Genomic DNA, 19,760 nt, shown 5'->3' on the forward strand with positions numbered 1-19,760 from the left:
CGGCGCGCAGGCACAGCTCGACCAGGCCGGTGCCGGGCACGAGCACGGTCTCCATGACCCGGTGGTCGGCCAGCCACGGCTGGGCGGCGGCGGAGCCCCCGTGCCGCACGCCGGCCGGCGCGCCCGTCAGCGCGGCTCTCGGCCGGGCACGCCGGGACTCGTCGGTGTCGCCAGCCGGGCGGCGCGCAGCTCCAGGTAGCGCTGCTCCGGCAGGCTCGTCGTGCCCCGGGCCGCCGCCAGGTACGCCGCCCGCGCCGCCTGCGGCTCGCCGGCCAGCTCCAGCAGGTGGCCGCGGACGGCGGCCAGCCGGTGGTGCCCGGCGGTGCGGTCGTCGGCGTCGAGCGGGGCGAGCAGGGCCAGACCGGCGCGGGGACCGTCCACCATGGCCACCGCGACCGCCTGGTTGAGGGTGATCATCGGGTTCGGGGCGATTCGGGCGAGCAGCCGGTAGAGCGCCAGGATCTGCGGCCAGTCCGTCAGCTCCGCCGACGACGCCTCGGCGTGCACCGCGGCGATCGCCGCCTGGAGCTGGTACGGGCCGGGCGGCGACCACGTCAGAGCCTCGGTCACCAGGGCGATCCCCTCCGCGATGGCGGCGGCGTCCCAGCGGTCGCGGTCCTGCTCGGCGAGCGGGACCAGCTCGCCGGCCGGCCCGGTCCGGGCCGCCCGGTGCGAGTCGGTGAGCAGCATCAGCGCCAGCAGCCCGCTCACCTCGCCGTCGTCGGGGAGCAGCCGGTGCAGCGTGCGGGCCAACCGGATCGCCTCGGCGGTCAGGTCGGCCCGGTGCAGGTCCGGCCCGCCGGAGGCGGTGTAGCCCTCGTTGAAGATCAGGTAGAGCACCTGGAGCACGGCCCGCAGCCGCTCGTCCCGATCCCCGGCCGAGGGCATGTGGAACCGGGCCCCGGCAGCCTCGATCCGCTGCTTGGCCCGGCGGATGCGCTGGCTCATGGTCGCCTCGGGCACCAGGTGTGCCCTGGCGATCTGCGCGGTGGTCAGGCCGCCGACCGCGCGCAGCGTCAGCGCGACCTGCGCGGACCGGGCCAGCGCCGGGTGGCAGCAGAGGAACAGCAGGGTCAGGGTGTCGTCCCCGGCCGGCGGCTCCTCGTCGGCCGCGGGCGCGACCGTCGCGTACGCCGGCTCGCGGACGGCCACCGCGACCTCCCGGTCCCGGCGGGCCCGCTCGCTGCGCCACTCGTCGGTCAACCGGCGGCCGGCGACGGTGAGCAGCCAGGCCCGGGGGTTGTCCGGCACGCCCTGCTCCGGCCACTGCATGGCGGCGGCGAGCAGCGCCTCCTGCACGGCGTCCTCGGCCGCGTCGAACTGGCCGTGCCGGCGGACGAGCAGGCCGAGGACCTGCGGCGCCAGGTCGCGCAGCAGGTCCTCGACGTGCCGTCCGCTCACATGTCCGTCCCGGCCTCGTTCATGACCGCCCGCACCTCCAGCGCGCCGAAGCCCAGCCGCACGTCCGGCCAGCGGCTGGCGATCTCGGCGGCCCGCTCGGGGCCGTCACAGTCGACCATCAGGTAGCCGGCGAACTGCTCCTTGCTCTCCATGAACGGCCCGTCGGTCACCTCCGGCCGGTCACCGGCCAGCCGGACCGTACGCGCCTGCGACGGGTCGGCCAGCGCCTGGCCGCCGACCAGCTCGCCGGACTCCGTCAGCTCGCGCATGATCTCGTCGACCTCGCCGAAGAGCGCGGTGCGTTCCTGCTCCGACAGCTCCTCGACGAACCCGGGACGGTTCCAGATCAGCAGCATGTACTTCATCGGGTGCTCCTCGTCGGCTCGGCCGCGCCCATGGTGACGCGTCTCCGGTGAAGGGTCGGAGCCGACCCGCCGGATCCGACAGCGGTGCGGGAAGATTCTCAGCGCCGGCCGCGTACCTGGCGCTTCGGGCTGGGGCCGCCGCCGAGCGAGGCGCGGTCGGCGGCGGAGGTGCCGGACGACCAACCGTCGGCGTCGCGGACGGTGAGCCGGGCCCGGGTGACGCCGGGAAAGAGTGTGTCGAGGCGTTCGCGCACCGCCTCGGCGCGGGTGGCGAGCACCGGCAGCAGCCGCTCCGGCCCGGCCTCGGTGGCCGCCTGCCGGTCCGCGTCCTCGGTGGCCGCCCGCAGCCGCTCGCCGATCCGCAGCGCGAAGGCGTTGAGGAACGACTCGTCGTAGTCCCGGGTGCGGCGGCCGGCGCCCCTGGCCCGTCGCTCGCCCCGGCCGCGCAGCATCGCGGCGGTGGCCTGCACCAGCAGCGAGGTGTAGAGCAGCTCGACCGCCTCCAGGTCGGCCGGCCAGCCCAGCACGGTGGTGAAGCCCAGATCGTCGGACCAGACCGCCTCGCAGCGGTTCGCCGCCGCCACCTCCTGCACCAGCAGCGCCTTGGCGCCCGCGTACGGGGGGTCGGTGCCGAGACGCACCCCGCCGGGCTGGTCGGCGCGCTCGGCGACGCCCGCCAGCAGCGCCTGGTCGATGCTGTGCCGGGCGATCAGCTCCTGGGCCTTGCCGGTCAGCGCCTCCGCCTCGGCCGGGTAGGTCGTCGACTCCGCCTTGGCCAGCAGCGCCCGCACCCGGTCGAGCATCCGCGACCCGCCGCCGGACCCGCCGCGCGCGGCGACCGCCCCGGTGACGCCAGGCGGCGGGCGCAGCACGGCGACCGGCGGGAGCCCGTCGACCAGGGCCAACGCGTCGACCGCCGCGCGTAGCGCGGTGAACCGGTCCCACCCGGCGCGGGCCGACCACGCGGCCAGGTGGCCCTCGTCGGCGTCCCACCACACCCGCGCGCCGAGATCGCGGAGCTGGTCGTCCCACCACGGAGGCACCGGCCCGGTCAGGTCGCGGCGGTGCGCCGCGAGCGCGTCGGTCACCAGCCCGGCCGACCGGGCACCGAGCCGGCGGGTGGCGAGCCGGGCCAGGTCCACCGGCTGCCAGCCGCGCGGCACCAACCGGCCGACCCCGCGGACCAGGCGGCGCAGGAGCGCGGCGTCGACGGCCGCCGCGCCGTCCGCCGCGCCGGTGCCGATCATCAGCCGGTCCAACTGCCGCTCCGCGAGGCGTACGTCGGTGCCGCGTACCGCCGCGAGGGCGTCGCTGATCAGTTCCTCGGCGTCCGGCACGGCCGCGTCCTCCTGGGGTCTGCTCCGGCGCGCCCGAAACGATCGTCGCCTGCCCGCCGAACGTACCCTCGCGCCTGCCCGCCGTCCGCCGGTCGTGACGGGTGCCACCGCCCGCCGGGCCACGGGTCCGGGTGCCGGCGGGCGGCTCGGGTGGCGGCTGCCGCAACAACACCGGGCGACCCGGCCATAGTGGGGTGTGAAGACCGAGACACGGGCCTGCGACGAGGAACTCTGGCCGGCCGTCGCCGCAGGCGACGAGGGCGCGTTCGGGCGGCTCTTCGACCGCCACTCGCGTGCGGTCTACAACCACGCCTTCCGGCTGACCGGCTCCTGGTGCACGGCGGAGGACATCACCCAGGCCACCTTCCTGGTCGCCTGGCGCAGGAGGGACGCGGCACGCCTGGTGGACGGGTCGGTGCTGCCCTGGCTGCTGGTGGTGGCGAGCAACGCCGTACGTACCGAGTGGCGGTCGGCGCGACGGTGGGCGGCGCTGCTGCGCCGCCTGCCGGTCGACCGGCAGGCGGTGGACGACCCGGCGGAGGAGGTCGCGCAGCGGCTGGACGACGAGCGGCGGATGAGCGCGATCCTGGCCGCCGCCCGGCGGCTGCCCCGGGCGGAGCGGGAGGCCGTCGCGCTCTGCCTCTGGTCGGGGGTGCCGTACGCGGACGCGGCGGCGGCCCTCGGCGTCAGCGAGGTCGCCGTCCGGTCCCGGGTCAGCCGCGCCCGGAAACGGCTGGCGCGGCTGGTCACCGACGAGAACGAGGAGGAACAGTGATGACGAAGACCCTCGAGCCGCCCGGCGAGCGGGACCTGCCGCCCCGGGTGGCGGACCGGATGCGGGCGGACGTCCTCCGTGCGGTCCGCCGCCCGGCGACCGGACGGGTCCGCCTGCGGCTCGCGGTGGGTGCGACCGCGCTGGCGGTGGTCGCGGCCGGGTTCGCCGTACGGGCGCCCTCCGACGCCGAGACGGTGGAGGTGCTGGCGATGGGGTACGGCGAGTTGTCGCCCACCCTGCGGGCCGCCGCGCGGCAGTGCCTGGAGTGGGGCCCGCAGGACGGCCGGGTGCAGCCGACCATGGCCGATCTGGCGATGGCGGCCGAGCGGGGCGACGGCGCGGTCGTGTTCTTCCTGACCGACACGGGCTACGTGACCTGCGAGGTCGACCGGTCGGCGGGCGCGGAGGTGTCGGGCGCGCGCTCCGTCGACCGCTGGCCGTCGCACGACCTGCTGCCCGGCCCGGTGCAACGGCTCCTGCTCACCTCCGCGGAGCGGTCCGGTGGCGACGTGACGGTCAGCGGCCGGGTCAGCTCCCGGGTCGCCCGCCTGGTGCTGGAACACGGCGACGGGAAGACCACCGCCGCCCGGATCTCCGGTGGCATCTTCGCCCTCATGACGGTCGGGGCCGACCTCGACGAGGACGGGGCGCAGCTGGTGAGCTACGACGCCGCCGGCACCGAGATCGACCGCCGCCGGTTGTTCCAGCCCTCGGACGAGTTCGACCACTGCTACGTCGACCCCGCCGGCGCCGTGGTGTACGGCCGGCCCGGCGGTGACTGCCGACCGGCCGAGCCCTGGGGGCGGTGACGCCGCGGCCGGCAGGGCACCGGTGGATCAGTGGGCGGCGTGCGGGTTCCCGGCCGTCAGCCGGAGCGTGAAGCCCTCGCCGTCGCGGTGCCAGGTCACGTGGCTGCACGACTGGTAGGTGATCCACAGGCCCAGCCCGCCCGGGGCGCCGCCGGACGCGGGAAGCAGCCCGCAGTACGGGTCCCCCGGCCCGTCGCCGCCGTCGCGGACCGTCGCCACGATGCGGTCGTCGCCGGACCAGACGCGTAGCAGGACCGGCGGCCGGCCGTGGCGCAGCGCGTTGGTGACGATCTCGCTGACCGCGACGACGAGATCGTCCACGTCGTCGGCCGACACCTGGCCCCGGTCGGCCTTGTGCACGGCGGCGCGTGCCTCGGCCGCCGTCGGGTCGGTCAGCTCGACGACCGGCGGCTCCACCTGGAGGGGGTCGGGCACGACCGGCCGGGTCTCCCGCAGGTAATCCGTCGGCGACGTCCAGGTCGTGCTCGGCACGTGCCGGCCGTCGGCGGTCGCGAACCGGGGATGCGTGCGGGCCACGTCCGCCAGCACCTCCGGCGGCGTGCACCGGGTGTCGTACGCGCACATGCTCCACAGCGGGAAGTCGTCGTAGGCGTGGTTGATCGCCGACTCGTACCGGGCCCACCAGTCCCACGTCGCGTCGAACGCGGCCGGGGGCACCTCGCCGAGGATCCGGATCTGCCGGGCGCCGGCGGCCACCTGTGCCGCGAGGAGTTCACGGTAGGACCGGATGGCGGAGGCGGGCCGGGCGTAGACGTCGCCGCCGGCCAGGAACTCCACCCCGCGGCCGGCGGGCAGCGCCGAGCGGACCAGCGCGCCGGTGCGCTCGCCCAGGGCCACGTAGGTGGGCTCGCCCGCGTCGACGCCGCCGAGCAGGAACGGCACCACCACGGCGAGCAGTTCGTCGTCGGAGTCGTACCGGACGGCCTCGTGGTAGTAGCCGTGGTGCTGGGCGGCCGCGCCGGTCCTCATCGCGCGACCTCCACCCGGATGCCCGGCAGGTCCAGCAGGTCGACCAGCCGGGCCGCCGCCGAGCGGGAGGTGCGCAGCACGGCGGTCGCGCCGCGGCGGCGCGCGTACTCGGCGAGGTGGGTCAGGGCGCGGTGGTCGAGGAAGCGCAGCCCGGCCGCGGACAGCACGAGCTCACCGTCGGTGGGGCGCAGGTCGGCGCGGTCCAGGGCGGCGCGGAACAGCTCGTGGTTGGACAGGTCCAGCTCGCCGGCCAGCGCGGCGTGCCCGTCGGCGGGCGCGACGGCGTACAACCGGAACAGCACGTCGTCGACGTTGCTGGCCGGGTGCATGCAGGCCAGCTCGGCGACCGCCCGGTCGCCCAGCCCGGGCCGGTGGTAGGCGCACATGGCCGAGAACGGTCGGGTGCGCATGTAGCGGTCGACGAGGTGCTCGTAGCGGGTGAAGCTCTCCAGCTGGGCCGGGGTGCGGACCAGCTCGGTGGCCTCCGCGGCCACGCGCAGCCCGGTGTGCCCGGCGGCGAGCGCCTCGTCGGTGGCGGCCGTGTAGGCGGCGACCTGCGTCGGCGGGTCGACGACGTGGCCGTGCGAGTAGGTCGAGAACAGGGGGACCACGGCGGCGGCGCCCCGGCGCACGGCGGCGGCGAAGACCGGCAGGCGGTGCAGCCGGTCGGCCACCGCGTCCGCGGGGTGCGGCGTGACGTACCAGACGCGTTCGCCGGCGGCGAGGCCCGCGAGCAGGTAGCGCTCCGCCTGGGCGGCGAGCGACCCCAGGTCCTCGTACGCCCAGCAGAGGTGCCCCTGCGGCGCCGGCCGCCGCTCTTCGGTGATCACACTGATTGCCCCACGGCAACCAGTGTAGGTCGTCGGGAGACGGGGGCCAGGGGCCCGGATGTGCCCGGCCGGTGCGGGCGGCCAGCCGGTCAGGCGTGCCGCGCGCCGCCCAGCCGGGCGGTGCGGGGGAAGGACGCCCAGATGTTCTTGGTGGTCCCGGTGGCGTACCAGCCGACGTCGAGGGACAGGGCGCGGGCGAGTTGCAGACCGCGCCCGCCGGCATCCTCGGGCTGCGTGTCGGCGAGTTCCGGCAGGGAACCGAGGTCGTGGTCGGCGACGTCGAGGACGAGGTGGTCGTCGGTGGCGAGCAGCCGGACGATGGTCGGCGGTCTCCCGTGGCGCAGGGCGTTCGTGGCGAGTTCCGTGGCGATCAGCACGACCAGCTCGGGGACCTCCTCCAGGGCCTCGCCCTCGCCGAGCACGTCGCCGGTCAGCTCCTCGTGCAGGGACGCCCGCAGGCCGCGCAGGTCCGCCCCCTCGGACAACGTCCACCGCCGCAGCTCGACGGCCTGCGGCGGGGGTGGCGAGCTGCTGAGCTGACCCATGGAGGGGTGGTACCCCGTCCCCGCCAGGCTCAAGCCGGGAGCGGGTCGATCAGCGCACCGGGTCGTGTGTGCCGCACGGCACACCGGGACATCGCCTGGACCGTCGTCGGCCAGGCCGCCTACGGCGCCCGGGACGAGGAACTGCTGGCTGTCGTCGAGCGCTGCGAGGCGGAGACCGCATCCAGCTCAAGTGGCCGCGTACCCGGATGAAGGCCGCCGCCCCGCAGGCGCTGGTCGTCGCCGACTAGCCGTCTCCCGGCGGTGACGAGCCGCCTGCTGCCCGTCCCGGGTCTCAGCCGAGGTCCAGCGGTCGCCAGTGAAGGCCGTCGTCGGACAGGTACACCGTCTGGTCGTCGTGGCGGATCCAGCGGTCCGGGGCCACGGCCCGCGGCGCGTCGTGGTGCACCGGCCCGTCGACCGCCAGTGGCGCGTAGGTCCGTCCGTCCCGGCTGGTCAGTAGCCCGAACCGGGACTCGAGCTGAGCGAGCAGGACGTGGGTTCCGTCCACGGTGACCGTCGAACCGGCCTGCACGACCCAGCCATCCGGCAGTCGCGGATCCTTCGCCTGCCAGGTGACACCGCCGTCGACGCTGCGGTAGACCCGGCGCGGGACGCCCTGCTCGTCGGACAGCGTCGCGAACACCGTCCTGCCGTCGGTGGTGGCGAGGTCGAACGCGCAGTCGACCGGACGGTCGGCCTCCGGTTCCCGGTCGAAGACCATCTTCTGCCAGCTCCGGCCGCCATTGCTGCTCACCGCGACGGCTCTCCGCCCGGTCGCCGGATCACAGCCGCGTACCCAGTGTCCGGCCGATGGTGGCGCGTCGACGGGCACGGCCGCGTCCAGCGGTGGCTGCGTCGCCAGCGGCACGACGGCGGCGCTCCCCGGATCGGGCACCAGAATGTCGCAGCCCTGCGGAACGTGGATCAGGCAGCCCCAGAGCCGGGTGCCCGGCACGGCCGCGGCGCGCGGCGTGCCGCCCGGGTCGGCGTCCCGCCAGGTCGCGCCGCCGTCGGTGCTGATTCGCCGGACGGTCTCGCCTCCGCCCTTACCGGCCGGTCCCACCGGGACCTGCGCCACCAGGAACTCCGGGCCGAGCACGGTCACGGTGACCGGGTCGTCACCGCTGGAAGGGAAATCCGCGCGGCGGTCCCAGCTGCGTCCCCCGTCCGTCGAGGCGACCAGGCGCTGCGGGCAGGTCGCACAGTCGACCAGCACCGCGTACAGGCGGGTTCGGTCGCCGCCACCGGCCCACAGCACGCGGGACTCGCCCGCCGCCGGGGCGACAGGCGTCCGCAGGAACGGCAGCACGGAAGCCGCACCGAGTGCGAGGGCGACCAGCGCCCCGAGCGCGCCGGTAGCCGCCACGACCCGGGCCCGCGTCCGCAGCCGGCCGGCCCGCTGCCGCACGGTGTCGAATTCGGGCTGCCGCACGAGCCGGTCGACCTCGTCGCGGAGTCCGTGGAAGTCCGGCTCAGGCATACCGCACCGTCCTCTCGTCGCTGATGGTTTCGTCGGTCAGGTGCCGGGCGAGCGCGGCCCGGCCCCGGGAGAGGCGGGCCTTGACAGTGCCCACGGGCACGTCCAGCGCCGCCGCCACCTCCACCACCGGCAGGTCGGCCAGGTGGTGCAGGACCACCGCCTCGCGGGTCGGGCGAGGGAGCTTGCGCAGCGCGGCCATCAGCGCGACCCGGTCGGGCGAGAGCCCGGGATGGTCGTCGGGCGGCCCGGCCCGGCCGCTGCGGATCAGCCGGTCGAGGAACCGCTGCCGCCAGTGCCGGGTCCGCGCCAGGTTCATCGCGACCGTCCGCAGCCAGGTCTCCGGGTCGTTCACGGAGAGGAAGCGCGCGGGCCGAGCCAACGCCCGCGCGAACGCCTCGTGCACCACGTCCTGCGCCTCGGGCAGGCTGCCCGTCAACGCGTACACCTGACCCACCAGCCGGCGGTAGTGCGCCCGGTATGCCTCGTGCACCGCCGTCACGCCGTCCATCCGCTCTCCTTCTGCCGCCTCTACTACACGGACCAGCGGCAGAGCGGACGGGTTGCATCCGCTGCGTGCGGAAGATCGGCCAATGGTCACCGGGCCGACCTCGGCAGGCGGCGGATCCCTGCGTTTCACACACCGCCATCTATCGGAACAATGGGAAGTATCGATCATCGCACGTGTCCTGGACGGAAGCCGGGCGGTTGTACCCGGCGTGACGGTGGAACCACGCACCAACATCGCGATCCCGGCGGCAGCCTGCCCGGCCTGGCGGGTCAGGTGGGCGGAACGCGAGAGCGGGCGGCGGTCCCGCGCGTACGACGCCGAGGTCGAGGGCTGGCGCCGGCGCCACGACCACCTGATCCGGCTGCGGATCGAGGCCGCCGGTTTCCTCGGGTACGCGCAGCCGCGTACCGGCCTGCCGGTGGACCTCGACGACGACGAGGTCGTGTTCCGGGTGCTGCCGGCCGCGGAGCTGGTCGAGGCGGAGGCCCGGCACGTGCCCGGGCTGCCCGCGCCGGGGCTGACGGTCGCCACGGCCGAGGTCGCGGCGACGGGCCGCGCGCTGCCGAAGGGGCTCCGGGTCGTCGACGCGGGCCCGGCTGTCGTGACCAACCGCCGGGTGGCCTTCGCCGGCCGTGGGGGGCGGCGCGAGTGGGCGTACGCGGACATGCTCGGGGCCGCGCACCACCCCGACGTCCCGCTCACCCTGCTGCACACCACCGACGGCGGTCGGCTCGCCGGGCTGCGGGTGCCGACCACCGCCACGGTGAACTTCCGCTTCTATCTCACGCTCGCCCTCGCCGTCGCCACCGGGGAACGCGCCGCCGTCGCCGCGCAGCTCGACGCCCTGCTGGCCGCCCACCAGCACGCGCGGCCGGTCCCGCCGCCGCCGGCCGCGCCGGACCGGGCCCCGCTGACCGCGCTGCGCCCCGATCGCCGGACGGCGCTCGCCGCCGCCGTCGCCACGCTGGCGTACGCGATGCTGACCGCCGGCCCGTTCGGGTCGGAGCAGCCCGGCCCGTCGTACCGGGCGGACGGCGCCGGGAGCCTTCCCGCCGTGACGGTGGTGCCGACCGTCACCACGACCACTGCCGAGGAACCGGTGGTGCCGGAGGGGGTCGGGCCGGACGCCGGCGGGACGGCGGTTCCCCGGACCCGCGTCGCCGCCGGAGCGCGGGTGCCGGTCGTGCGGCAGGACGTGGTGAGCACGGGCGGCTCCGTTCCGCCGGCCGCCCCGGCGAGGGGCCCGGCGCCCGCCCCGCCGCCGGCCCCCGTCCCGGCCCCGCCGGTCGCCCCGCCCCCGGCCGCCACGGCGCCGACGGCCACGGCGCCGGTCGCCCCGGCACCGGCCCCGACCACCGCGCCGCCGGCGTCGGAGCCCGCCGTGGTCGACCTCTGTCTGGACGTCCTCCGGCTGCCCCTGCTGGACCGGCTCCTCTGCCCGCCGAGCGCGCCCGGCAGCGCCGGGTGACGGCCCCGCCGATCGGCTGAACCACCGGCGACGCCCACCCGGCGACCCGGCGGATGCCCGGGAGCGCCCCGCCACGGACGGAGGGCCGTTCCCGGGCCGCTTCTTGCACATGTCTGGCAATTGCGGAATGCTTGCGGCAGTGGCGCCGGAGATCATCTGACCGCGCGGCGGGAGGTCCCCGCCGCGCGGCACTGATCCGGCCCGCCGCCGGCCACGCCGCACGCCATCGGCCGCGGGACGGTCGGCCCACCTCAGGGCCTCGGCGCGGCGAACGCCGGGGTCGTGCGACGAACAGACCGGGGAGCATGTGATGGGTACGCCGGTGTCCGTGCGAGTGGCGGCGATGGCCGCCGGCGCTGTCCTGGCCGTGGCGGGCTGCTCGTCCCCGACGAGCACGTCGACGGGCCCCGGCGCGGCCGACACCCTCGTCGTGGCGACGGCGGGAGAGCCGGAGGCGTTGAACCCCGTGCTCAACTACGGGGTCGACGGCGGCTCGCTGATCTTCGACGGGCTGGTCGAACGCGACGCGCGCAACCAGTTGGTGCCGGCCTTGGCGCGGGAGCTGCCGGTCGTGTCGGCGGACGGCAGGACCGTCACCGTGAAGCTGCGCGACGGGGTGCTGTTCCACGACGGCAGCCCCCTGACCGCCCAGGACGTGGTCTTCACCTACCAGGCGGTGCTGGACCCGAAGGTCGACTCCACGCTCCGCTCCGACCTCGACATGCTCGCCTCGGTCACCGCTCCGGACCCGTCGACCGTGGTGTTCTCCCTGAAGTACGCCTACGCGCCGTTCCCGCAGCGGCTGGCGCTGGGCATCGTGCCGGCCAAGGCGCTGGCCGGGCAGGACGTCAACAAGGCCGAGTTCAACCGCAGGCCGGTGGGCACCGGCCCGTACCGGGTGACGTCGTGGACCCCGGGCGACCGGCTCGTGCTCGCGGCCAACGAGAAGTACTGGGGCGGCAGGCCCGCCAACTCCGGCGTCGTGGTCGCGTTCGTACCCGACGACAACGTCCGCGCGCAGCGGATGCGGGCGGGCGAGTTCGACGCGGCGGAGCTGGCGCCGAAGCTCGCCGCCGGTTTCGACGGGCTGGCCGGCCATCGGGTGGAGCGGGTGCCGACCGCCGACTACCGGGGCGTGGTGCTGCCGATGGGCAACCCGGTCACCGGCGATCCGGCGGTGCGGCGGGCGCTGAACGCGGCGGTGGACCGCGCGGCGATGGTCACCGGCCTGCTCGGCGGGGCGGGTGAGCCGGCGTTCGGGCCGGTCCCGTCGTCGTCGGATTTCGCGGAGCCGTCGATCGTCGGCAAGCCCTCCGCCGACCCGGCCGCCGCGACCGCCGCCCTCGACGCCGCCGGCTGGAAGCCGGGCCCGGACGGCATCCGCGCGAAGGACGGCCGGCGGGCGGCCTTCGCGCTGATGTACCCGGCCACCGACAGCCTGCGCAAGGAACTCGCCCTCGCGGTGACCGCCGACGCGAAGAAGGTCGGCATCGAGATCACCCCGGAGGGCCTGACCTGGGACGCGATCACCCCCCGGATGAAGCACGACGCGGTGGTCATGGGCTTCGGCACCCCGTACGACCCGGACTTCCTCTCCTACAAGCTGTTCCGCTCCGACTTCGCCGGCCAGGGCTTCTTCAACCCCGGCTCCTACCGGTCCGCCGTCGTGGACAAGGCGTTGCAGGACGCCCGCGACAACGCCGACCCGGCCGCCCGCAAGGCCGCGTACGCCACGTTCCAGAAGCAGCTCGCCACCGACCTGCCGTGGGTGTTCCTCACCTACCTCAAGCACACCTACGTGGTGAAGGACGGCCTCGCCGGGGTGACGCCGCGGGTGGAGCCGCACGAGCACGACGTGGCCAACAGCCTCTGGTGGAACATCCACACCTGGACGAGGAAGTGACCGCACCGGCCACTCCCGCCCGCCGCCGACGGCTGGCGGGAGCCGGTGCCGTGGTCCGCCGGCGTCTGCTGGTGGCCGTGCCGATCCTCGCCGCCACCAGCGTCGGCATGTTCGCCCTCGGCGCGGCCTCGCCGATCGACCCCGCCCACCAGTACGCGGGCGCGGCGGCGTTCACCACCAGCGAGGAGAACCTGGCGCAGATCCGCGCCAACTGGGGGGTCGACGACCCGCTGCCGGTGCAGTACCTCCGCTGGGTGGGCAACCTGCTCCAGGGTGACCTGGGCTGGTCGACCAGCCGGCACGAACCCGTCACCTCCGTGCTGGCCGCCCGCGCCGGCTGGACCCTGCTGCTCGTCGGCGCCGCCCTTGCCCTCGTCCTCGTGGCGAGCCTGCTGCTGGGCACCCTGGCCGCGTACCGGCGCGGCGGCTGGTTCGACCGGGCGCTGCGCGCCGGCGCGTACGCGGTGCAGTCCATGCCGGTGTTCTGGATCGGTTTGGCCGCGATCGCCCTGTTCGCCCTGACCCTCGGCTGGCTGCCGGCGGGCGGGCTCACCGACGTCACCGCCACCTCCACCGATCCCGCCGACGTGGCCCGGCACCTGGTCCTGCCGGTGACGGTGCTGGCGGTCGCCCAGGCGCCGTGGTTCGTCCTGTTCATCCGCGACGCCGTCGCCGAGAGCCTCCGCGACGACCACGTCCTCGCCGCCCGGGCCCGGGGCCTGCCCGGCCGCACCGTCCTGTTCGGCCACGCCCTGCGCACCGCGCTGCTGCCGTTCCTCACCCTCGTCGGCACCCACCTGCCGGAGCTGATCGGGGGCGCCGTCCTGGTCGAGACCGTGTTCTCCCTGCCCGGTCTCGGCGCGGTGACGGTGCAGGCCGCGCTGGGCAGCGACTTCCCGCTGCTGGCCGCGACCACCCTCGCCACCACCGTCGTGGTGCTGGCCGCGAACCTGGCCACCGACCTCGCCTACACCGCCGCCGATCCCCGGGTACGCCTCGATGACTGACCTCGCCCGCCCCACCCGCGTCCGGCGGCCCAAGCCGCGTGCCGGCCGGGCCGGTGCCGCCGTCGCCTGGGCCGTGCTCGTCGGCGCGGTCGCCGCCTGCCTGCTCGCCCCCGTCCTGTGGCCGCTCGACGAGAGCGCCGTCGACCTGGCGCGCACCCGGCTCGCACCCTCGGCCGCGCACCCGGCCGGCACCGACGACCTGGGCCGCGACGTGGCCCACCGCAGCCTCTACGGCCTGCGCGTCTCCCTGCTCGTCGGCGCGGTCGCCGCGCTCGTGGCCACCGTCATCGGCGGCCTCGTCGGGGCGGTCGCCGGCACCCTCGGCGGCTGGGTCGACCGGGTGCTGATGCGGGTCGTCGACACCATCGCGGCGCTGCCGCACCTGCTGCTGGGCATCTTCATCGTCGCGATGCTGCGCCCCAGCCTCGGCGCGGTGATCGTGTCGATCGGGCTGACGCACTGGCTGTCCACCGCCCGCATCGTCCGCTCCGAGCTGCTCAGCCTGCGCACCCGGCCGTTCGTCGACGCCGCGATCGCCGGCGGCGCCAGCCGCGCGCGGGTGATCACCCGGCACCTGCTCCCGCACGTGCTGCCCCGGCTGGCCCTGGCCACCACGCTGATGGTGCCGCACGCCGTCTGGCACGAGACCGCGCTGTCCTTCCTCGGTCTCGGCCTGCCCCCGCACCTGGCCTCCATCGGCAACATGATCAGCGACGGGCAGCGGTCCCTGCTCACCGGCGCCTGGTGGGCCAGCCTCGTCCCCGGCCTCCTCCTCGTCGTCGTCACGCTGGCCCTGGCCACCCTCACCGGCCGGTGGCGCGACCGCCTCGACCCGCGCGTACGAGCGGAGCTGCACCTGTGACCACCACCCGCGAGCCCCGCGCCGCCACGGCCGCCACCGGCGACGCCACGCCCGGCACCGCCGGCACCGCCACCACCACGGCCGGCACCGCCGCCGGTCCTCGTCCCGCCCTGCTGGAGGTCGACGGGCTGACCGTCCGCTTCCAGCTCCGCGACGCCGTGGTGCGGGCCGTCACCGACCTGCGCCTGACCGTCCACCCCGGCGAACTGGTGGCCGTGGTGGGGGAGTCCGGCTGCGGCAAGTCGGTGCTCGCCCACGCCCTGCTCGGCCTGCTCCCCGGCAACGCCACCGTCACGGGCCACGCCCGGCTGCGCCCGCCCGGCGGGGACCAGGTCGACCTGATCGGCTGCACCGAGCGCCACCTCGCCCGCGCCGTACGCGGCCGCGCGGTGGGGCTGGTGCCGCAGAGCCCCGCCACCGCACTGACCCCCGTACGCACCGGCCGGCGGCTGCTGGCGGAGACCCTGCGCGCCCACGGGCACGCCCGCCGCGACGCGCCCTCGGCGGCCGAGCGGGTCGCCGCCGACGTCGGGCTCGACCCCGCCGACCTCGACCGCTACCCCCACGAGTTGTCCGGCGGCATGGCGCAACGCCTGGCCACCGCCCTCGCGCTCGCCCCCGACCCACCGCTGCTGCTCGCCGACGAACCCACCACCGGCCTCGACCGGCCCCTGGTCGACCACACCCTCGACCTGCTGCGCCGCCGCTGCGACGCCGGCAACGCCGTCCTGCTCATCACCCACGACCTGGCCGCCGCCCGCCGCGTCGCCGACACCGTCGCCGTCATGTACGCCAGCCGGGTCGTCGAGCGCCGGCCCACCGAGGCGCTGTTCGCCGCGCCCGCCCACCCCTACACCGCCGGCCTGCTCGACGCCCTGCCCGAGCGGGCGTTCCGCCCCGTGCCCGGCCACCCGCCGATGCTCACCGACCTGCCCGCCGGCTGCGCCTTCGCCCCGCGCTGCGACCGCGCCACCGACATCTGCCGTACGCCGCCCACCCCGGTCGTGGACGGCTCCGGCCAGGTCGCCTGCCACCACCCGCTGCCCGTCGGAGCGCCGGCATGACCACGACCACGGCCACCCGTCGACACGTCGGACCGGAGGCGACCGCCACCGCGCTCGCCGCCCACCAGGTCACCGTCGCCTACGGTCGACAGCGCGTTCTCGACCGCGTCGACCTGCACGTCGCCCCCGGCGAGACGGTCGGGCTGCACGGGCCCTCGGGCAGCGGCAAGTCCACCCTGGCCCGGGTACTCGCCCTGCTGCACGCCCCCGACGCCGGGCACGTCACCCTCGATGGCCACCGGGTTGCCGGAGTCCGCCACCGGCTGCCGGCGGCCGTCCGCACCCGCGTCGCGATCCTGTTCCAGAGCCCACGCGCCGCCACCGACCCGCGGCTCAGCCTCGCGGACATCGTCGCCGAACCGCTCCGCGCCACCGGCGTACCGGCCGAGCAGGCCAGGGCCCGCGCGGCCGAGCTGGCCGACCTCGTCGGCCTCACCGCGGACCTGCTCGCCCGCCGCCCGCACGCGGTCAGCGACGGGCAGCTGCAACGGGCCTGCCTCGCCCGGGCGCTCGTGCACCGGCCGGCCTACCTGCTCTGCGACGAGGCCACCGCCATGCTCGACGCCTCCACCCAGGCCCACCTCGCCGCCGTCATCACCGACTACCAGCGACAGCGCGGCGCCGGGGTCCTGCTGATCACCCACGACCCGGCCCTGATGGCCCGCTGGGCGACCCGGGTCGTCGACCTCCCGCCGCCGCCGGGGGCGTGAACGCCGCGCGTCGCACCGTCCACAGTGGCGAAAAGGCCGCTCCATGGCATTCGTCACCGTGGCATTCGGGGCCGGGCGCAGGCTAGGGTGACGCTGCCGTGGTGTTCGGGAAGCCGGTGGAAGACCGGTGCGGCCCTCGCCACTGTGATCGGGAAGTCCGCGGCCCTCGTCGTCAGAGGTCACTGGGCGTGTCGCACGCCTGGGAAGGCCGGCCACGGACGCACCTCCCGTCAGCCAGGAGACCGGCCACGGCACTGCGATGACCCGTCCACGAGGTGCTGGAAGGCGGTCCCGATGCGCGTACGCGCTGTGCGGTCCACCCTGTCCCGGCGCGTAGCCGCGCCCCTGTCCGTCCTCCTCGTCCTGCTCGGCGCCTGCGCCACGGACGACGACCCCGCCCCGGCGTCCGGCGCGCCGGCCACCCTGACCAACTGCGGCACGCCGGTCACCGTCGCCGCCCCGCCCCAGCGGGCGGTCACCCTGAACCAGCCCGCCACCGAGATCATGCTGGCGCTCGGCCTGGCCGACCGCATGGCCGGCACGGCGTACCTGGACGACGCGATCCTGCCGGAGCACGCCGCCGCGTACGCATCGGTGCCGGTGCTGTCCGGAAAGTACCCGGCCAAGGAGAAACTCCTGGAGACGGCGCCGGACTTCGTCTACGCCTCGTTCCACAGCGCCTTCGGCGACGAGGGCGTCGGCGACCGGGCCGCCCTGGCGGAACTCGGTATCGGCACCTACCTCTCACCCGCCGGGTGCCCGAAGCAGCACCGGCCGGGGAAGCTCACCGTCGAGGACGTGTTCGCCGAGATCCGGGACGTCGCGGCCGTCTTCGGGGTGCCGGAGCGGGCCGAGAGGCTCATCGCCGACCACCGCGCCCGGATCGCCGCCGCTGCCGCCAGGCTCGACGGCACGCGGGGGGACGTCTCCGTGCTCTGGTGGGACGCCGGCACCGACGCCCCGAGCGTGGGCGCCTGCTGCGGCAGCCCCAACATGATCATGTCGGCGGTCGGGGTCGACAACGCCTTCGGCGACCTCGCCGGCGGCTGGGCCGACACCAGTTGGGAGAGCGCCGTCGCGCGCGACCCCGACGCGATCGTGCTGGTCGACGCGACCTGGGACCCGGCCGCCGCGAAGCAGGCGTTCCTGGCCCGGCACCCCACCCTCAGGGACCTGCCCGCGGTGGCCGGGCAGCGGTTCGTCGTCGTCCCGTTCTCGTCCACCTCCGCCGGGGTGCGGGCGGTGCTCGGCGTCGAGGCGCTCGCCGCGGGGGTGGCGCAGCTTCCCGCCGGAGCGGGCCGCTGACCGCCGTGGCGCGCCGTACCGCCGTGGCCCACCGTCTCGCCGTGCCCCGTCGCCTCGCCGTGCGCGGTCGGGCCGGCGCGGACCCCGGCGCCACCGCCTCCGGGGTCCGGCGCGGCCGGCCCGCCCGTCCCGTGGGCACGGTCGCGCTGCTGGTCACGTTGCTGGCGGGTCTGGTCGTGTCGATCGGCGCGGCCGTCACCGTCGGGCCGGCCGACATCCCCGTGTCGACGGTCTGGGCCGTCGTGGCCGACCGCCTGGGCCTGGCCCACGCCGACGTGCCGCTGCTGCGCGAGCACATCGTCTGGCGGCTGCGCCTGCCCCGGGTGCTCGGCGCCGCGGTGGTGGGCGCCGGGCTGGCGGCCGTCGGGGCGGTGACGCAGACCGTCACCCGCAACCCGCTGGCCGACCCGTACCTGCTCGGGGTCTCCTCCGGGGCGTCGCTCGGCGCGGTCGCGGTGCTCGTCCTCGGCGTCGGCGGCGGGGTCGCGACGCTCACCGGGGGCGCCTTCACCGGCGCGCTGGCCGCGTTCGCCGTCGTGGCGGTGGTGGCCGGCCGGCGGGCCGCGCTGGCGCCCACCCGGGTGGTGCTGGCCGGGGTCGCCGTCGCGCAGCTGTGCGGGGCGGCGACGTCGTTCGTCATCGTCTGGGTCGCCGACCCGCACGCCACGCAGAGCATCACCTTCTGGCTCTCCGGCTCGCTGGCCCGCGTCGACTGGGCCGCCCTGGCCTGGGCGGTACCGGTGCTGGCCGCCGTGCTCGCCCTCGTGGCGGCGTACGCCCGCACGCTCAACGCCTTCGCCTTCGGCGAGGACGCCGCCGAGACCCTCGGCGTGCCCGTCACCCGGGTCCGGTGGCTGCTGCTGGTCGCCACCGCGCTGCTCACCGCGGCGCTGGTCGCCATCAGCGGCGCGGTGGGTTTCGTCGGGCTGATCCTGCCGCACGCCGCCCGGTTCCTCACCGGCGCGGACCACCGGCGCCTGCTGCCCGTCGTCGTCCTCGCCGGCGCGATCTTCATGGTCTGGGTGGACACCGCCGCGCGGACCCTGTTCGCGCCCCGGGAACTGCCGGTCGGCGTGCTGACGGCGCTGCTCGGGGTGCCCGCGTTCGTGGTCCTGCTGCACCGGGCGCGGCCGGCAGACTCGCGGCGGCCCCGGGGACGGTGGGCCGGGCGCCGGAAGGCGCGCGACTGATGCTCACCGTCACCGACGTGTCCTGGGCCGTCGCGGCCCGGCGGATCCTCGACGGCGTCACCTGCGCCGTGCCGGCGGGCAGCCTCGTCGGGCTGCTCGGCCCCAATGGCTGCGGCAAGACCACCCTGCTGCGGATCGTCGCCCGGCTCGCCACGCCCGACAGCGGACGGGTCACCGTCGGTGGCGACGACGTCGCCGCCCTGCCCCGTGCCGCGCTGGCCCGCCGTGCCGCGCTGCTCGCCCAGCACGCCGACACCGACCTGGACCTCACCGTCGGGGAGGTGGTGCTGCTCGGCCGTACCCCGCACCGACGCTCGCGATGGTCGGACAGCGACGCCGACCGCGCCGCCGCGGCCGACGCGCTGACCCGGGTCGACCTCGACGGGTACGCCGATCGTCGCTGGCACACCCTCTCAGGCGGCGAACGGCAGCGGGTCCAGCTGGCCCGCGCGCTCGCCCAGCAACCGCTCCTGCTGCTGCTCGACGAGCCCACCAACCACCTCGACATCGGCCACCAGTTGCAACTGCTGCACCTGGTCCGCCGCACCGGGGTCACCACCCTCGCCGCGCTGCACGACCTCAACCTGGCCGCCATGTTCTGCGACACGGTGGTCGTCCTCGCCGCCGGCCGGGTCGTCGCCGCCGGCCCGCCCGCCGAGGTCCTCACTCCCGGGCTGCTCGCCGACGTCTACGGCGTCCAGGCCGACGTGGCGACGCACCCGGGCACCGGGCGGCCCACCATCACCTACCACCCGCCCGCGTCATGACCCGGCACGTGCCGCCGGGCTCGACCGGGACCAAGGAGTCGGACATGACCGTCGCACCGGGCTGTCTGGTCACCGTGTGCCGGGACTGCTGCTGTGGCAGCACGCGCAAACACCCCGCCGTCGACCACGACGCGCAGCTGCGGCGACTGCGGGCCGCGCTGCCGGCGCCGCACCGGGTACGCGTCAGCGCCTGCCTCGACCTCTGCGCGCAGTCCAACCTGGTCGTCGTCCACCCCGCGCCGCCGGCGCGACGGGCCGGCGCGCGGCCGGTCTGGTTCGGCCTCGTCCTGCACGACTCCGTGGTCGACGACATCACCGACTGGGTACGCGCCGGCGGGCCGGGCGTCGCGCCGCTGCCCGTCGCCCTGGAGCTGTCGGTGGTCACTCCGATGCTCCCCACCGGCGGGTGAGGCGGTGGGGGCTGCCCGGGCCGTCGTGCCGACG

At 76.1% G+C, this 19,760-nt stretch carries 21 protein-coding genes and 1 riboswitch; of the genes, 12 read left to right on the forward strand and 9 right to left on the reverse strand.

From position 1 onward, the window contains the following. The 4 genes from AB0L34_RS07550 to AB0L34_RS07565 form a co-directional block, all read right to left on the reverse strand. The coding region (locus AB0L34_RS07550) for a hypothetical protein (protein WP_363702874.1) at positions 1-109 on the reverse strand (109 nt) is incomplete at its 3' end. Positions 110-126: 17 nt separating this feature from the next. Beyond that, positions 127-1,401, reverse strand: coding sequence for a DUF6596 domain-containing protein (locus AB0L34_RS07555; RefSeq protein WP_363702772.1), 1,275 nt, complete (start codon positions 1,399-1,401; stop codon positions 127-129). Beyond that, a complete protein-coding gene (locus AB0L34_RS07560) occupies positions 1,398-1,766 on the reverse strand; it encodes a YciI family protein (RefSeq protein WP_357453070.1) in 369 nt (122 codons plus the stop codon). Before AB0L34_RS07560 ends, AB0L34_RS07555 begins: the two co-directional genes overlap by 4 nt. Positions 1,767-1,864: 98 nt before the next feature. Continuing rightward, on the reverse strand, positions 1,865-3,103 hold the full coding sequence (locus tag AB0L34_RS07565) for a DUF2786 domain-containing protein (RefSeq protein WP_363702775.1): 1,239 nt from the start codon (positions 3,101-3,103) through the stop codon (positions 1,865-1,867). Between the two features lie 196 nt (positions 3,104-3,299). On the opposite strand from AB0L34_RS07565, the gene AB0L34_RS07570 reads away from it, so the two are divergent. Both AB0L34_RS07570 and AB0L34_RS07575 read left to right on the forward strand, forming a co-directional pair. After that, a complete protein-coding gene (locus tag AB0L34_RS07570; protein ID WP_363702777.1) occupies positions 3,300-3,878 on the forward strand; it encodes a sigma-70 family RNA polymerase sigma factor in 579 nt (192 codons plus the stop codon). Further along, entirely contained in the window at positions 3,878-4,687 is an 810-nt protein-coding gene (locus tag AB0L34_RS07575; protein WP_363702779.1) for a hypothetical protein, read from the forward strand. The genes AB0L34_RS07570 and AB0L34_RS07575 overlap by 1 nt, the downstream gene beginning before the upstream one ends. A 27-nt stretch (positions 4,688-4,714) precedes the next feature. Here the strand turns inward: AB0L34_RS07575 and AB0L34_RS07580 are convergent, their stop codons facing one another. From AB0L34_RS07580 to AB0L34_RS07600, 5 genes are all read right to left on the reverse strand, one after another. Further along, positions 4,715-5,677 carry an anti-sigma factor RsbA family regulatory protein gene (locus AB0L34_RS07580; RefSeq protein ID WP_363702781.1) on the reverse strand — a complete coding sequence of 321 codons (963 nt, stop codon included), beginning with the start codon at positions 5,675-5,677 and terminating at the stop codon, positions 4,715-4,717. Continuing rightward, on the reverse strand, positions 5,674-6,507 hold the full coding sequence (locus tag AB0L34_RS07585) for an MEDS domain-containing protein (RefSeq protein WP_363702783.1): 834 nt from the start codon (positions 6,505-6,507) through the stop codon (positions 5,674-5,676). The genes AB0L34_RS07580 and AB0L34_RS07585 overlap by 4 nt, the downstream gene beginning before the upstream one ends. A gap of 89 nt (positions 6,508-6,596) precedes the next feature. Then, on the reverse strand, positions 6,597-7,052 hold the full coding sequence (locus AB0L34_RS07590) for an ATP-binding protein (RefSeq protein ID WP_363702785.1): 456 nt from the start codon (positions 7,050-7,052) through the stop codon (positions 6,597-6,599). Positions 7,053-7,344: 292 nt separating this feature from the next. Continuing rightward, on the reverse strand, positions 7,345-8,532 hold the full coding sequence (locus AB0L34_RS07595; protein WP_363702787.1) for a hypothetical protein: 1,188 nt from the start codon (positions 8,530-8,532) through the stop codon (positions 7,345-7,347). Continuing rightward, positions 8,525-9,040: a sigma-70 family RNA polymerase sigma factor gene (locus AB0L34_RS07600; protein ID WP_363702789.1), complete on the reverse strand. Its 516-nt coding sequence runs from the start codon at positions 9,038-9,040 to the stop codon at positions 8,525-8,527. Before AB0L34_RS07600 ends, AB0L34_RS07595 begins: the two co-directional genes overlap by 8 nt. A 214-nt stretch (positions 9,041-9,254) precedes the next feature. Here AB0L34_RS07600 and AB0L34_RS07605 point away from each other — a divergent pair, with 214 nt between their 5' ends. The 10 genes from AB0L34_RS07605 to AB0L34_RS07650 all read left to right on the forward strand — a co-directional run bounded on the left by AB0L34_RS07605 (position 9,255) and on the right by AB0L34_RS07650 (position 19,726). Then, positions 9,255-10,508 (forward strand): hypothetical protein, encoded by a 1,254-nt coding sequence (locus AB0L34_RS07605; RefSeq protein ID WP_363702791.1) that lies wholly within the window; start codon positions 9,255-9,257, stop codon positions 10,506-10,508. A 310-nt stretch (positions 10,509-10,818) separates the two neighbouring features. Beyond that, the gene (locus tag AB0L34_RS07610; RefSeq protein WP_363702793.1) at positions 10,819-12,411 is read left to right on the forward strand and encodes an ABC transporter substrate-binding protein; all 1,593 of its coding nucleotides are present in this window, start codon (positions 10,819-10,821) and stop codon (positions 12,409-12,411) included. Further along, complete coding sequence (locus AB0L34_RS07615; protein WP_350701586.1) at positions 12,381-13,418, forward strand: ABC transporter permease; 1,038 nt, start codon at positions 12,381-12,383, stop codon at positions 13,416-13,418. Before AB0L34_RS07610 ends, AB0L34_RS07615 begins: the two co-directional genes overlap by 31 nt. Beyond that, a complete protein-coding gene (locus AB0L34_RS07620; RefSeq protein WP_363702795.1) occupies positions 13,411-14,280 on the forward strand; it encodes an ABC transporter permease in 870 nt (289 codons plus the stop codon). The genes AB0L34_RS07615 and AB0L34_RS07620 overlap by 8 nt, the downstream gene beginning before the upstream one ends. Next, positions 14,277-15,344 carry an ABC transporter ATP-binding protein gene (locus AB0L34_RS07625; RefSeq protein ID WP_363702797.1) on the forward strand — a complete coding sequence of 356 codons (1,068 nt, stop codon included), beginning with the start codon at positions 14,277-14,279 and terminating at the stop codon, positions 15,342-15,344. Before AB0L34_RS07620 ends, AB0L34_RS07625 begins: the two co-directional genes overlap by 4 nt. Then, positions 15,341-16,054, forward strand: a complete 714-nt coding sequence (locus tag AB0L34_RS07630; RefSeq protein WP_363702799.1) for an ATP-binding cassette domain-containing protein — start codon at positions 15,341-15,343, stop codon at positions 16,052-16,054. The genes AB0L34_RS07625 and AB0L34_RS07630 overlap by 4 nt, the downstream gene beginning before the upstream one ends. An 82-nt stretch (positions 16,055-16,136) precedes the next feature. Further along, positions 16,137-16,320: riboswitch (cobalamin riboswitch) on the forward strand. A gap of 28 nt (positions 16,321-16,348) precedes the next feature. Next, the gene (locus AB0L34_RS07635; RefSeq protein ID WP_363702801.1) at positions 16,349-17,359 is read left to right on the forward strand and encodes an ABC transporter substrate-binding protein; all 1,011 of its coding nucleotides are present in this window, start codon (positions 16,349-16,351) and stop codon (positions 17,357-17,359) included. Between the two features lie 41 nt (positions 17,360-17,400). Beyond that, complete coding sequence (locus tag AB0L34_RS07640) at positions 17,401-18,549, forward strand: iron chelate uptake ABC transporter family permease subunit (RefSeq protein ID WP_363702803.1); 1,149 nt, start codon at positions 17,401-17,403, stop codon at positions 18,547-18,549. Further along, complete coding sequence (locus AB0L34_RS07645) at positions 18,549-19,316, forward strand: ATP-binding cassette domain-containing protein (RefSeq protein WP_363702805.1); 768 nt, start codon at positions 18,549-18,551, stop codon at positions 19,314-19,316. The genes AB0L34_RS07640 and AB0L34_RS07645 overlap by 1 nt, the downstream gene beginning before the upstream one ends. A 44-nt stretch (positions 19,317-19,360) precedes the next feature. Then, positions 19,361-19,726 carry a hypothetical protein gene (locus AB0L34_RS07650; RefSeq protein WP_363702807.1) on the forward strand — a complete coding sequence of 122 codons (366 nt, stop codon included), beginning with the start codon at positions 19,361-19,363 and terminating at the stop codon, positions 19,724-19,726. The last annotated feature ends 34 nt before the right edge of the window (positions 19,727-19,760 follow it).

The sequence above is a fragment of the Micromonospora sp. NPDC052213 genome (genome assembly GCF_040679695.1).
Taxonomy (GTDB): Bacteria; Actinomycetota; Actinomycetes; order Mycobacteriales; family Micromonosporaceae; genus Micromonospora.

What these genes read in the sequence shown, in the direction of transcription:
- AB0L34_RS07560 (WP_357453070.1), bottom strand. Translation starts at nt 1,766, where the DNA reads ATGAAGTACATGCTGCTGATCTGGAACCGTCCCGGGTTCGTCGAGGAG.
- AB0L34_RS07575 (WP_363702779.1), top strand. Translation starts at nt 3,878, where the DNA reads ATGACGAAGACCCTCGAGCCGCCCGGCGAGCGGGACCTGCCGCCCCGG.
- AB0L34_RS07580 (WP_363702781.1), bottom strand. Translation starts at nt 5,677, where the DNA reads ATGAGGACCGGCGCGGCCGCCCAGCACCACGGCTACTACCACGAGGCC.
- AB0L34_RS07590 (WP_363702785.1), bottom strand. Translation starts at nt 7,052, where the DNA reads ATGGGTCAGCTCAGCAGCTCGCCACCCCCGCCGCAGGCCGTCGAGCTG.
- AB0L34_RS07595 (WP_363702787.1), bottom strand. Translation starts at nt 8,532, where the DNA reads ATGCCTGAGCCGGACTTCCACGGACTCCGCGACGAGGTCGACCGGCTC.
- AB0L34_RS07600 (WP_363702789.1), bottom strand. Translation starts at nt 9,040, where the DNA reads ATGGACGGCGTGACGGCGGTGCACGAGGCATACCGGGCGCACTACCGC.
- AB0L34_RS07610 (WP_363702793.1), top strand. Translation starts at nt 10,819, where the DNA reads ATGGGTACGCCGGTGTCCGTGCGAGTGGCGGCGATGGCCGCCGGCGCT.
- AB0L34_RS07620 (WP_363702795.1), top strand. Translation starts at nt 13,411, where the DNA reads ATGACTGACCTCGCCCGCCCCACCCGCGTCCGGCGGCCCAAGCCGCGT.
- AB0L34_RS07630 (WP_363702799.1), top strand. Translation starts at nt 15,341, where the DNA reads ATGACCACGACCACGGCCACCCGTCGACACGTCGGACCGGAGGCGACC.
- AB0L34_RS07635 (WP_363702801.1), top strand. Translation starts at nt 16,349, where the DNA reads ATGCGCGTACGCGCTGTGCGGTCCACCCTGTCCCGGCGCGTAGCCGCG.
- AB0L34_RS07645 (WP_363702805.1), top strand. Translation starts at nt 18,549, where the DNA reads ATGCTCACCGTCACCGACGTGTCCTGGGCCGTCGCGGCCCGGCGGATC.
- AB0L34_RS07650 (WP_363702807.1), top strand. Translation starts at nt 19,361, where the DNA reads ATGACCGTCGCACCGGGCTGTCTGGTCACCGTGTGCCGGGACTGCTGC.